Genomic DNA, 13,936 nt, shown 5'->3' on the forward strand with positions numbered 1-13,936 from the left:
GCTTTTCTGTGCCTCTCTGTTTTATATTCCTTTGAAATACACCACCTCAATCAACCTTTTTTATACCAAGGAGTTATCTTATGTCGAAAAAAATAGACTCTGACAGAAAAGAAGCGCCGGAACAGAAGAAATTCACAAGACGGGATTTCCTTGCCATCAGCGGGACTGTTGTGGCCGCTGATGTCCTGCTCGCAGCAACCCCGGTGGGAATGACGGCAACTGCTGCTGAAAAAGAGGCGGCCTCCTACCCGGAATCAAAGGCCTACCTGGTCTATGACAGCAAGAAATGCATGGGCTGCACCACATGCATGCTGGCCTGTTCATTGACCCATTACGGGGTTCAGAACCTCTCTTTGTCACGCATCCAGATAATCCAGGATTCATTTGGCAAATTCCCGGACGATATAAAGATTGCGGTATGCCGCCAGTGCGTAACACCTCCCTGTGTTATAAACTGCCCTGTTGGCGCAGCATACATAGACACGGAAAACGGCAATGTGAGGAGGATCAATGAGGAGGAGTGCATAGGCTGCAAGACCTGCCTTGAGATGTGTCCGCAGCAGCCGCACAGGACTGTATGGAATCATATCGCTGAAAAGTCCTCAAAGTGTGACCTCTGTATTGACATCCCCTTTTGGAATGAAAAAGGGGGGCCAAATGGCAAGCAGGCATGTGTATCAGCATGCCCCATGCAGGCTTTAAAGGTTGTTTATGAGACCCCTGATCAGAAGGAGACAGAGGGGTATAATGTGAACCTGCGCAATGATAACTACCTGAACCTGGGGCTTGTGGATGACAGCAGGATCGTGCCACCCATGATGAAGAATGCAAAGCCAAAGCCCTTCTTCAGCAAACCCAAACCTGAATCAAAGGAATAGGAGGTAAGATATGAAAGGCGGATATACAGGTAAAATAGCAAGGGTAAACCTGACCGATAAAACGGTCAGCACACTTTCGACAGAAAAATATCTGGCATTTGGGGGCGGCCATGGAATAGGATCGGCAATATTCTTTGATCTTGTAGGTGATCAGTTGCCATTTGATGCATTTGATCCAAGAAATCTGATCATGATGATAACATCACCCTTTTCAGGCACCTTTATGCCTGGCTCAGGAAGGTGTGACGTACAGGGGCTAAGCCCAATGCTTTATCCGATAGAATGGTTCGGGCACAGCAACTTTGGAGGCCGCTTTACGGCCCAGTTGAAATTTGCCGGATGGGACGGTGTTGTTGTTGAAGGAGCGGCAGATAAACCCTGCTGGATAAATATTATTAATGACAAGGTGGTCATTGAGGATGCCAATGGAATATGGGGCATGGATACATGGGACACCCAACAGGAGATTGCAAGAAGGGTAATGCCCTCTCTCAGGCATGGCGAATGGGCTGAGGTAAGTGATGATGATTACTCTACTCAGGTGCCGGCCGTGGTGTGCTGCGGCCCCGCTGGCGAAAATAAAAGCCGTCTTGGCTGCCTGCTTCAGGGACCAGGTTCACAGGCTGCATTGTGCGGTTTCGGAGGGGTATTCGGTTCAAAGAATCTCAAGGCCATTAGCGCCATAGGAACGGGGAGTGTGCCCATTGCCGATCCCAAGGCATTTATGGATACGCGTCTGTGGTTTAACAAATTTCAGTGGAATGTAGACAACCCTCGTGAGGGCAACCGGTTTCTTTCCGGAATGTACAGGGTGTCGGCAGGCGCTCCCAGCGGCGCGAACACCACCAACGGACAGGTTCCTCTTGTTCCTGCCAGGGCTGCCGCCTGCGCTTCGTGCCCGCGGGGCTGCCGCATGCGAACTGCAAGTTCTGACAGCAATGAATCCGTTTGCGGCGGGACAATGACCTTCGGAAGTTTAGGGGCCGGCGGAGATCAGAAGAAGACGCGCAGAAACAATGACCTGATGCAAAAATATGGTTTCGGTCACTGGCAGCTTATACCGACAAAAAACTACCTTAAGAATCTTTATGACAGGGGTCTGGTGGGAAAAGGCAAAATGATCGAATGCGATCTCCCTCTCGATCAGTGGGACTCAGAAAGTTTCCCTGACATGCTTATGGAGGCAATGGCATCGCGCAAAGGAATAGGCAACGATCTTGCAGAAGGCGCCGCGAGATTCGCCAAAAAATACGGGCTGCTTGAGGAAGACCTTCATAAGGGCGTGCTTCCTCTGACTTACTGGGGCACTTCCGACCACTACGATGCCAGGATCGAGGTGGAATGGGGGTATGGATCCCTTTTGGGAGAACGCGATCTTATGCTGCACATGATGTCCGATTATCCCCTGCACTGGATGGCGTGGACGGGTGATCCCTTTCTGACAGCCGAGCAGGCAGCCAGGCTTTATACCGATGCCATGGCGCCTTACAACGGAGACATATTCATGGCGGATTACAGTGAAGAAAGGATGTACTCCGAGAGCAAGGTCAAATCGGTTGCATGGGTTAAGCATTATGAAAAATTCTGGATCGGGGCGGGCGGTTTCTGCGGCTGGCGATGGCCCATGTGCATTACCTGCACCACTGAAGACAGGAGAGGCCCCACGCCGGAAGCGGAGCCAAGATTCTGGAACGCGGTAACGGGCCAGAACCTCTCATTTGCAGATGGGATGGAGATCGGACATAAAATCTATACCCTTGACAGGGCCATCTGGGTGCTGCAGGGCAGACACAGGGACATGGAGGTATTCCCCGATTACATATATGACCAGCCTTCAAGGGGAAGTGACATGCCCATGTACATAAATGGAGAATGGAACTATAATAGTGGCGCCGGTAGAAAGATTGACAGGAAAAAGTTTGAAGAGTGGAAGACAAAGTTCTACAAGTTCGAAGGTTATAACCCTGAAAACGGCTACCCGACACGCAAAACCCTTGAAGGCATGGGGCTAAAAAATGTTGCAGAGCTGTTAAAGAAGAGGGGCAAGCTGGGGTAAACGATTTAAATTTTTTAATTCAGATTTGACTATAGGCGGGGGGAACCTCTCCCCACCTATAGTTATTAACTGATGTTGAGAAGAGTGTCTTATAGTTATTCTTCAATTGTTTTTCTAATATCGAGCCATTGCTAAAGGATATTAAGTATAGTTTCCTTATCATTAACATATCTTTTAAAAACCAATATTCCAAAAATGAGGATAGCCCAATCCCATTTATGTAATACCTGGCAATGTTATTATTTCCATCAGCCTCTTCCTGCAGGTTTAATATTGTTTTTTAATTCTTTCAATTTCTTCCTTTACTGTATCGGAAAGGTTTAATGTTTTTTCATCCAGACGTTGTAAGCCACCTGAATACGAATAAGGGCAAGATGGGTCTATAGATCTTTGGATGTTTAATTTTTTAAGACTTGCGGGCACAAGCTCTTTTGCAGCACGTTCCACCAAACGTCTTCTGGACTGGTTTTCCCCTGTGAGTTTTGCTCTCATTTTAGCATATGATAAGATGCTTACAGGAGAGTCTTTGTGTCCGCCATACAGGCTAAATACAAAATTGGTTTCTCCTGAATAAATATCCAGTTCTGTGATTCCCACTACCATTGTATATGGATCTTTTGAAAAATAAGGAGAAATTGATAATGAAAGCCAACTCATAATAGGGTCTGCTTCCCATTGGTAACCTTCCTCATCCATTTTATTGAAAATTTGATTTATGGAGGTTACAGCCTGGGGGCCTTCCTCTTTTGCTTTTTTCATTATTTCCTCTTTTAGTTTTGATAACGACCAGTCATTAAAATCAGATTTTGTTTTCCATATATTTGAGGCAATTTTTTCCAGATAGGGTCTATAGGTAGACCTCGATGATTCAGGCGGAGTCCAATTGACAGGCAACCTTCTTATAACAACAGGAATTGATGTGATCTTCTCGTATGTAATAGCTATTTCATCAAGAAACCAAGGATTGCACGGTTCTAAGGGGATGAGTATAACCTTTAGCCCTTTTTCATTCTGATTTAAGACCTGGTATGAGGAGATTGTAGGAATGTCTTTGTTTAATATTTTAGCAGAAGCATTCAGGAGTTTTTCTTCCTCTGCATCTCTTTCGACTATTTTGGCACACTGAATTGCCTCCTCACTATTTTTTATTATCGAGGAATATTCTATTTGAGCATCATAATTTGATGGGCTGGTCTGTAATAAATTTCTGTATACATCTATAACCCTTGGATCATTTTTGCTTGCAAGCAATTTGGCAAATTCATGAATAGGTCCTCCCCATCTTCCCATAACAACATTACCATATTTTAAAGCCACCTTATATTGATGTTCTCTGGCTGCTGATGTAATAGCGGTAATATAACTATCAATATTTGTCGCAAATGTATTGGGTACTTTGTATTTCCAAAAATATGCTCCTTCAGGAGTACCATATAACAGATTTACCGAATGATCGGATTGTGTGTCACTGATAAGGATAACAGCAAAAAACTCTTTCAGGGTGAGTATATTTCCCCCGACTTCTTTAATGCTTTTATCAATCTCTTCGGCGATTCCCTGATATACAGACTGTATTGTATTGGGTGTAGCGTCAAGATATTTTAAAGTGATTTCATGTTTGGGTAGATTTTCCCATTGAAGCAGAAAGAAATTCTCATCTTTTATATTTTTATGTAATTTCCATTCGCCTATTTTATTAGGGAAAAAAATTTCCTCTTCCACAAAACCAAAAAACTTGGGCAGATCTTCTGCATTAGTAACATATGGTAAAAATATTAAAGACATGAAGATTATTATTTGGATTGTTTTTGTCATTCCAGGTTCCTTTTTTTAATAGAGACATTATCAAGATTTAATGGTTAGTCACCTGGTCGTAATGATAATGGTGACTTTTCATTTTTTCTAAAGGTTGCGGTTGTTCTAATAATTTCATTTTTAATCATTATCGTTAAAATAATCGTAGCCTAGAACCATTTTCAAATAGGTGATGCGGCAACAACTCCAGTGTCACTATGTCCTGCTACTGCGGACAACAGCCTATTTTTCTGATTATTTAAGCCTCAAAAATAGTTAAAAAACCTCGAACGATAATTACTCTATCAACTGAAAGACAAAACAATTCCTAATAACACCACGCAACCGATTGGCCATATAACCGATGCAATAATAAGGATAACTGCTTGCTGCCGTAACTTCCAAAGGTCATTATGTTGTCGAAGTAAGGCTATGGACTCCTTACGAAAAAGAAACGTAAAGTTCTTTGGCTCCCATATGTGGGAGGTGTGACATATCGTTTAGCCTCATCTGGACACTTCTTCAAGAAATGATTACGCACACAATTGAATTGAAGCGCAGTAAAAAACCATAGCACACCGGTCGAAATAAAAATTATCAATGGTACTATTTCGTTTTGCATGATCCTGAATCCTTTCCAAAAGCATATCCAGCAGTTTTAACAAATAATCCTTGTATCTCCGCGAATGTAAGACTAAACCCATTTAGTTTTCTTAACTACCTTTAAAATAATTTTCTATATTATTCTCATCGATATATTGTTTAAGTTTTTTGGATATATATGTACCAACCGGGAAGCCCAAATATAATAAACTCAAATATAATTTCATCAGATAAAATCCCCATCTTTTTTGAAAAACAATTCCTAATCCAATAAAGGAATGAAACAAAGAAGATAATAATATGAAAACTTGAAATTCAATAGTATACCTAATATCGACTCGTAATAAAAAATGCATAGTCATTCCTAGGATAGCTATGCCAATAAGTGTATATCCGAATATGAAAATTGGTTTTAAGATATAATTTGTTTTCATTTTTTACAACCCTTACCCTGTTTCCAATACCATCGTATAAGCATTGAGGGGTGCAACCTTTAATTAGTCAGCAATTTATAAAATAAAAGACAAATTACACTTACACATACAGCTACAATGGCGATTTGGATAGTTTCTTTAATTAACCACCCTTTAGGTTTTTCCACTATTTTATTATTGATTATTGAATATAGATCCGAGCCCTCTTCTACTTCATTTTTTATTTTTTTTATTTCATTTGCAATATCAGTAACCCATGCCTTCCGCTCAGGTACATGCAATTCAATTAAAGAGTTGTTATGCAATAAAATGGTCAATTTAGAAGATATGAAATCAGGATGTTTCATATTTATTGAATTAATGCTTTCAAGGGGAATAGATTCGTCTAGCGTTTCAATATTAAAAGCATTTGATTCAAAATGAAGCCGAATATTTGTTAGATACCATGTCCCGCCAACCCAAGCAAATGGTGTTAGATAGTTACCGCGGTAATTCCCACGACTTTTTCGTATCAGTTTTTCATTAACATTGAATTGCATATATTTATTTACCACTTGAAGAATTGTTCGTTCCAGAAAAACTGCTTTTATTTGAAGAAGGATTGTTTTTTACATCTGCAAATACCGGGTCTGAAACCATCAAAATAGAATCTACCACTCCAGTTGTTATTCCTGTACGCACCGCTGCTTGTATTCCGGTTTTTGAAATTGTAGTTACGATATTCCCTACACCTGCTCCTACAAAAGCAGAAATGGTGCCAGATACATCAGCATTCGCGACATCAGATATATCACCTCCCATTAAAGATGTTGATGCTGTACCCAATAATGTCCTTCCGATCAAAGAGGCTGGAGTACAACGATTTTCCAAGCTGATACCCGCAGAGCTCTCAGGATTTCTTTATTTTGCCTGTTTTAATTAGTACAATCATAACTAGAATAAAAATAAAAATAAAACAGAATAAATAAATAGTTATAAAACGAGATATTTTCATTTCGCATAAAACATTAATCCACAGATATATAATTTGACCAGGTATGATTAAAAAAAATAATAAAAAAATAAAAGGGAGGGTAACCCTCCATATTATATCTATCGCCTTAAAAAATTTATTTTCATTATTACTTTTCTCTTCAATGTAAGTCTTAAATTTGCCAACATACAACATAAAGAATCCTATGCCTAGTCCGACTAACATAGACATGATTACAACAAAGAAATATAAAAAAGGTACTTTACACATTATTTAGCTCTACTGCCTCCATATATCCCTTATTCTTTAATCTAAATTATGTCTTATATTTTTAATTTCTCGTTTCTCTTGTCTTAATAAAATAGATTACTCCAACAATTACAGCAAAAATTAGCGCAACGATTTCTCCATCAAAACCAAGTCGATTACTAAAGCTAGCGAGCACTGCACATACAAGAATAAATGCTATAAAATATACACCTCTTTTCTTGTTTTTTCGTATTTCTATCCATGAAATTAGCAAGATCCAAATTATACAAATTATGGTTAGAGCTCCCATCTGAAAATCCTTTATTTTAGTTTTAGCTAAATGATTCTTATTTACTATTATTAGAAGATGTCAACTGGTTATATGCGAATTTAGCTGTGGGGAACAAAGTTCCTCTTCCAACAGCAGTAGCTATTTCACCTAATGCAGCATTTCTATTGGAAACTTGCATAGCTGTGGCAATGGGATTGCGGTACTTTCCTGCCGCCATAGCAATTTCCCTTGCTTTTAAATTTTTTGAAGCGACACTATATGCTTTATAAGCTTTAATTGCTTTACTACCTTGAGTAAAAGCCCCATACCCTATAGCACCGGATACTGCCCCAACCCCACTAGAAATAAACACAGATTTCAAATTAATATCTGAAAAAGCACTTTCACCCTGTGCTATATTCGATGCCGCTTGAAACATAAGATCAGCAGCGGAACCTCCAATCGCCCCAAAAACAGCACCTAAAATTGCTGCTTCTCCTTCTGGATCAATCAACAACACCGGGTTGTTGTTCACATACACATATAGATTTACATCCCCACCCCCGAACCCCAGGGGGTCTTCTGATATAAACCTTCCCAGTGTCGGATCATAATAGCGGGCTTTCATATAGAAGAGACCATTAGGTTCTGACATAACACCATACTGCCCTACATACTTGAACGGTTGCACAAAGGTTTCCTGTTCATTTCCTATTTCTCCAAAGGGTGTATATGCGTACTTGTTTACTATATTCTGGCTGCTGTCTGTTATGGCAATTGTGCTTCCTGTTGCATTATAATGATAGCAATATAATTCTCCTGTTGCAGTTACCATCGCCATTAAGCCATTACCATATATGTAATACCTCTGGATTACATTATTTGCATCAGCCCCTGCAAGCAGGTTGCCTCTGGCATCATAGATATATTTTGTAGTAACACCATTTCTTACAGCCCTTACCCTGTTTCCCATACCATCGTAAAAGTACTGTATGGTACTCCCTATGGTCTTAAGCCTGTGCTCATAATCAAAGGTGTATGTCGTGCTGTTTTTTGCTGACAACTGCCCTTCGTCATCATGGGTGAAGGTGTCTGCCCCTGCGGTTAGCAGCCTGTTCTTCTGGCTGTTGTATGTATAGTTAATGGTTTGGGCGCTTGGGTCGAATGTTAAAGGCTCATTTTTCGCTATATGTGTCCTGTTGCCATTGTTATCCAGGGTAAAATGATAGGTGGCTAAGGGTGTTGTATCGCCTTTTTCATTCTCCAGATCAGCTAACCTGTCCGCATTATCATACCCATAATAAACCTTCGTCCCATTAAACTGGTCTATCTGGTCAAGACGCCCTGAAGCATCATAATAAAATGTGCTCGCCGGGGTGCCAGTTACAAAGTTGATGGTAACTGTCTCAAGCCGGTTCAGTTCATCATAGGTGTAGGTGACTGTCTTATTGCCCGGATAGGTCAATGTGGTGAGGTTCCCTGCATTATCGTAATTGTAAGCAATCTCAAACCCCTGTGCATCTGTAAATCTCCTGAGCCTACTTGCTGCATCATACTCATTGTATGTGGTTGTACCAATGGAATCCTGCATCCTGTACAGGTTATCACGTGAATCATACTGGAAACTCACAGTTGAAGCATCCTGATAGGTGATTGTATCCATCTTACCGCTGGGAGTGTAGCTGTATGAGATAGTATTGTTTTTCCGGTCTGTGATGGTATGAAGGCTCCCATCATCATAATAGGTGTAGCCAGTTGCCTTACTTAGAGGATCTGTCCTGGTTAAGATTTGCCCCCTGTTGTTATAGGTAAAGCCTGTATGTGAACCAGCCTGATCATTCAGGTCTGTCATCCAGCCTCTTGAGTTGTATGTGTAATCTACAATAGGTTCTGTATCCACTTTGGAGGTATCAGGGTTTCCGAATGGATCATATGTTAATGTGGTTATAATCCCTTTGCCATCTGATGTTGTATTTGTAAGCCCGTTTGGATAATAGGTTATATCTCTATGAATCTCCTTTCCTGTTTCAGGATATGTGGTAGTTTTTTCAAGGCGATGTTCAGAGTCATAGTCAAGGTGAGAAAGGTTTCTCTGTATGACATCATTCATAGTCAGATAAGTATCTGTAAGCTGGAATTCCGTATCATATGTATATTTAGAGTCATATTCTATTCCTGATAAAGGGCCTACAGCCTTTACAAGATTATGATTGCCATCATATATAAACTCTGCCTCATTTCCCCTCGGGTCAGTCGTTTTAACAACATGGTTTTGTCCATCGTATTCAGAGTAACTCCTGTTACCTATGGCATTTTTAAAACTTACGGTTCTCCCCTTATCATCAAAATAATAAACCGCCTGGTTACCTTCTGTATCCTCTTCTATATTTCTGTAACCTGAAAAATACAGGTTGTATGTCCTGTTAACTATACTGCCATTAATCTTTCTTGGGACTGTCTGGGTTTTAACCCTGTCAAGCTCATCATATGTATTGGTTACAGTTATTATATTCAGGGGGTTGGTAAGGGTTGTAATCCTGTTTTTGGTATCGTATCCATATTGCCACAGCTTATTCTCAAGGTCTCTGAAACCAGTCAGATTACCATTGGTGTAGTCATATGATACTGACCTACCTGTGGAATCTGTAACAGTATCAAGGAAATCACCATCATATGTTAAGGTTAATGACCTTTGAAAGGTATCCCTGACAGTTTGTAACTTGTCTCCTGAATACTGGAATGTCAGAGAGTTATTGTCCGCATCAACGATTGAACTAATCTTTTTATCTGTATTGAAGTTTATATTCATGTCAAAGCGGTCTTCCAACCTGAAGGTTGTACCTTCAACCAGTTTCACAGTCGTATTCGGAGGGGAGTTATATGTCCCATCCGCGAGTTTCACAAAATCAAGTGTTTTACTCCCCATATGGACTGTAACTACATTATCAATAAGTTGGTCAACCATCCATTTTTGTATCTGTGAAATCGTTAGCCAGTTAATCAGGCTGTCTTGAGTCTCCATCAGGTCATTTGCTACAAATAAAGAAACAATAGCCGATGCCGAATCAATTGGTGTTCTTCTGCCTAAACCGGGGTTTCCATCAGAGTGTGTTTCGAGAAACACATCATAGTTATGAGACCAACCTCTTCCCAGGACGCCATCCTTATAATTTGAACTGCTGTTATATGAACGGGTCAATCCCAACCCCATTGTGCCTGATGCACCTAATGAGATATCTGTATTACTGGACAGAAAAGCCCCTGAAAGCATATCTACTGGGTCATTACTTGTAGGGGGGTTCAACTGGGCTTGTGTGCTGATATTTGCCACTGAAAGAGAGGTTTGGTAGTATACTTCATCAACATTTACTGGTTCAGAAACACTAGAATATCCGCCATTATAATCACCGGAGATAATCATCCCTACTGACCCGCTGTTTCCTGAATGGTAATACTGGATATACCCCAGGCCAGTCCATTCGTTTAATACAATATTGGCATCCTGTGGTAATATAAATTTAAAGCCGGCATTAACGAGGCCTTGAATTTCGGTAATTTTAGTTGATTGATAATTCTGTAATTGGGGGGTAATGGTAGAAAAATTGCTGCTGGTTACATAAAAGCTTTTCTTATTGTTTGCATTTGAAAGTTGGAGGAGTTTTACAGTTGATGCTCCGATTTTATCTATCCCCTGTAACTGTTGCAGGATTCCATGTTCAAATGCGCTTGAGAAACCACCTATTGCAAAAAACCATTGAAAAACTTCACTACTATTACCATGTTCTGAAGAGGGTGTAACATACCCCATTTTTACATCAATATAATACCCTTCTTCCTGGGCCATTATTCCTATTTTATGCTGCCTTACAGGGATTACTCCAGCCAGTTCCCCCATCATTTTCTCTACAAGGCTGCACTCATTAAGCCAGGTCATTGCCATTATATTGAGTGATTCTCCAAGAACTGTTTCAGACTCAGGCGTGCCTGTTACTTTATTCTCAGTAAGTGTCTTGTTACGTTCCTGCATTAACTCATTTGACACGTTTTCAAAATCACATGCCAGAGCATATGCACCGCCGCTTTTCAGATGAAACGTTTCTGACTGGTCACAATAAGTCCCGCCACTCGATGCATAAGGGTGGTTTGCTGTGACAACTAAATTATATACTGTTCCAACAGTTGTAGCATTCCCTGTGGCGACCAATTCGCCTTCCACCTTGAGTTGAGGTGCATTGCTCGCTCCTGTAAAGAATATCGTTACCCTTTTACCTGCAATCTCAAAACTTGAAAAGGCACGGTCAATCCCCTGATGCTGCACCCTTATCTTGAGCCGATAGGTATCAGGGATAGTTGAAAAAACTGTTTGATTGGCAATATTTGTTTGAAATGGAAGGGTCGTAGGGTATGTTTCAAGCTCCTCATATATACCCTTTGGGCCGCCTATTATCTCTCTGATTTCAGAATTAGGTTTATTACTCCTGATGTAATTAACAAGATTGTTGCTATAGCTTTGAAGAGTTGCCTGAATATTACTTTGATTCAAATTCTGTATATAATCAGCTCCGATTGTAGCACCGGCAGCGGAAGCACTTAGTAGGGCAGTCTTATTGTATCCCATTGCCGAGGCCAGATCGATGCCTGTATCGTAATTGTTCTTTCTGAAAGCAGGGTCAAAGACATAATTGGTGCCATTAATATTTACCCGAACCCAGACTCGCATTATAGTGACCGAGTTACTGCTGTATGATACTGGAATGCCGCCATTGGCAAATACCTGGGCAATTACACCTGGATTAGAATCAGTTCCAAGCCATGCTGCCAGGTCAGAAACAGAGTATGTTACATCACCTGAAACATAATCAGCTGTAAACCCAGAAGTTCTCACCAATGCAATTAATAGTGAGGCCTGATCAAAATCATTTCCCCTTCTTGCAAGAAGTGTTGCTGTAGCGCCATTAACAGAGCCAAATGAGGGGACATAATCTATGTGATTCTTCACATAATCAAAGATAAGCTTGGGGTCATGCTGTAAACCCCTGGCAAGTTCTACAATTTGAGGGGTAGCCTGGGTTTCAGATGTGGTCAACCCATCGCCCATTGACATAAGGAGTATATTCTCTTTTTTAAATGGCAGGGTTATTTCTTTTACATCTTTTTGCTCTAGAATTGCCCTTGCTTCCACTGGACTAACAGGCTGCGTTGCAGTGACTATCTGCCAGCCTGGTTCTGAGGCGTATGCAGATAAGCTCATTAATGTGACGATGGAGAATAAAAATATGTAAATCGAAGAATTTATTATTTTTCTGATGGTTTGTTTCATGGCTGTTTCCTTATCGTCCTATAACTGAGAAATATAGTATCAATTCTAACGTATTGTCTTATTCACACGATTTCCTACAACATCGTATTCATAGTACATCTCATATGTTATCTGGTAATCTGCGATAACTGCGGTACTGGTTAACCGGCCTAGTATGTCATATTTATTGTATTGCCCTGGGGCAGGTGTTGAGTTTGAGCTTATAGGATTGGTCTCAGCAATGTACTCGATATAATTGGTATAGAGGTCTAAATCAGGGTCGCTGTTTCTGTCATAGACTATCGGGTTTGTCCCTGAGTTTACCTCCCAGAAATTAGGAAGATCATCATTATCAATATCGCCATATGCGTCATTAACAAGCGGATTAAAGCCATAGGTAATCTCCAAACCATCGCCCATTGAATCACCATCCGAGTCTGCGTTAGTTGGGTTTAATCCGTTCAATACCTCGAAGCCATCCGTCAACCCGTCGTCATCTGTGTCATGGTCGTTGGGATCGGTATGGTTGTTGTACTCCCCTAGATTCGAGAGGTTATCAGTATCAAAATCCTCTTCAGCTCCATATGTAAGGGTGCCAAAATACCTTATTTCCCAGTCGTCATCCATACCATCACCATCCCCATCATTTAAAAGGAGCAGCATAAAAATAGGTGTTAAATCAGCCCCTGTAGAGGTTCTGTTTAACCCTGCATCTTCTGTGTTTTCTGAAAGGTCATTCTGTTTCGTATTACTTGTGTTTTCAGTTTCATCATCCAGATAAGGTGGAGTAAGGTCGAGGTCGGCATCAAGTTGCGGAGGGATTGTATCTATATTTTCCGGTACTGTCTTATTAATATCTTCAGGCAGTTCATTTGAATCATTCAACTCTTCTGATGGCCGGTCAACCTTGTTACCTGTTTCAAGGTCAATGGCCTCAAGATAACCAGTAGAATTGGAAATATTCGGATCTGTTCCATTTGTTATTTCCCAGAGATCGGTGAAACCATCGTTTTCTGAATCCGGGTCGTTTGGGTCTGTACCATACTTCTCTTCATCAGTATTTGAAATGCCATCGCCATCGATATCATTTGGGTCGGGTTCAAATCTGGTAGTTACCTCAGATTCAAATGGCCCTGATGGCATTTCAATTGTCTCACTTCCGGGAAGTGTCTCTTCTGCATAGCAATCAAATGTAATGAAAAACATAAGAATCAGAAATAAATACAAAAGTTTTTTCATATGTTCTTTTTCTCCGTACCTATTGATTAATCTATTACTTTTTCACATAAAGCTTTGTAAATCTACCATTGAATAACTTCATTACCAGTGAATAACATTAAAAGCAATTTCTAAATATAACCCACTTAAGCAATTTTATA

The 13,936-nt window shown here is 40.5% G+C and carries 7 protein-coding genes; 2 read left to right on the forward strand and 5 right to left on the reverse strand.

The genetic code is table 11. The features are described from left to right. Positions 1 to 80: 80 nt before the first annotated feature. Positions 81 to 878, forward strand: coding sequence for a 4Fe-4S dicluster domain-containing protein (locus GX654_08740; protein NLD36942.1), 798 nt, complete (start codon positions 81 to 83; stop codon positions 876 to 878). A gap of 10 nt (positions 879 to 888) precedes the next feature. Then, a complete protein-coding gene (locus GX654_08745) occupies positions 889 to 2,934 on the forward strand; it encodes an aldehyde:ferredoxin oxidoreductase (GenBank protein NLD36943.1) in 2,046 nt (681 codons plus the stop codon). Between the two features lie 267 nt (positions 2,935 to 3,201). Here GX654_08745 and GX654_08750 read toward each other — a convergent pair whose 3' ends face one another. The 5 genes from GX654_08750 to GX654_08770 all read right to left on the reverse strand — a co-directional run bounded on the left by GX654_08750 (position 3,202) and on the right by GX654_08770 (position 13,796). After that, on the reverse strand, positions 3,202 to 4,749 hold the full coding sequence (locus GX654_08750; protein ID NLD36944.1) for a hypothetical protein: 1,548 nt from the start codon (positions 4,747 to 4,749) through the stop codon (positions 3,202 to 3,204). A 1,075-nt stretch (positions 4,750 to 5,824) separates the two neighbouring features. Then, the gene (locus tag GX654_08755; protein ID NLD36945.1) at positions 5,825 to 6,304 is read right to left on the reverse strand and encodes a hypothetical protein; all 480 of its coding nucleotides are present in this window, start codon (positions 6,302 to 6,304) and stop codon (positions 5,825 to 5,827) included. A gap of 4 nt (positions 6,305 to 6,308) precedes the next feature. Further along, positions 6,309 to 6,590, reverse strand: a complete 282-nt coding sequence (locus tag GX654_08760) for a hypothetical protein (GenBank protein ID NLD36946.1) — start codon at positions 6,588 to 6,590, stop codon at positions 6,309 to 6,311. Positions 6,591 to 7,334: 744 nt separating this feature from the next. After that, the gene (locus GX654_08765) at positions 7,335 to 12,578 is read right to left on the reverse strand and encodes a hypothetical protein (protein NLD36947.1); all 5,244 of its coding nucleotides are present in this window, start codon (positions 12,576 to 12,578) and stop codon (positions 7,335 to 7,337) included. Positions 12,579 to 12,623: 45 nt separating this feature from the next. Continuing rightward, positions 12,624 to 13,796 carry a hypothetical protein gene (locus GX654_08770; GenBank protein NLD36948.1) on the reverse strand — a complete coding sequence of 391 codons (1,173 nt, stop codon included), beginning with the start codon at positions 13,794 to 13,796 and terminating at the stop codon, positions 12,624 to 12,626. Positions 13,797 to 13,936: the final 140 nt, after the last annotated feature.

The organism is Desulfatiglans sp. (assembly GCA_012513605.1).
Classification (GTDB): Bacteria; Desulfobacterota; DSM-4660; order Desulfatiglandales; family HGW-15; genus JAAZBV01.

Excerpts from the sequence above, each read along its gene's own strand:
- GX654_08740 (NLD36942.1), top strand. The coding sequence starts at position 81 with ATGTCGAAAAAAATAGACTCTGACAGAAAAGAAGCGCCGGAACAGAAG.
- GX654_08745 (NLD36943.1), top strand. The coding sequence starts at position 889 with ATGAAAGGCGGATATACAGGTAAAATAGCAAGGGTAAACCTGACCGAT.
- GX654_08750 (NLD36944.1), bottom strand. The coding sequence starts at position 4,749 with ATGACAAAAACAATCCAAATAATAATCTTCATGTCTTTAATATTTTTA.
- GX654_08755 (NLD36945.1), bottom strand. The coding sequence starts at position 6,304 with ATGCAATTCAATGTTAATGAAAAACTGATACGAAAAAGTCGTGGGAAT.
- GX654_08765 (NLD36947.1), bottom strand. The coding sequence starts at position 12,578 with ATGAAACAAACCATCAGAAAAATAATAAATTCTTCGATTTACATATTT.
- GX654_08770 (NLD36948.1), bottom strand. The coding sequence starts at position 13,796 with ATGAAAAAACTTTTGTATTTATTTCTGATTCTTATGTTTTTCATTACA.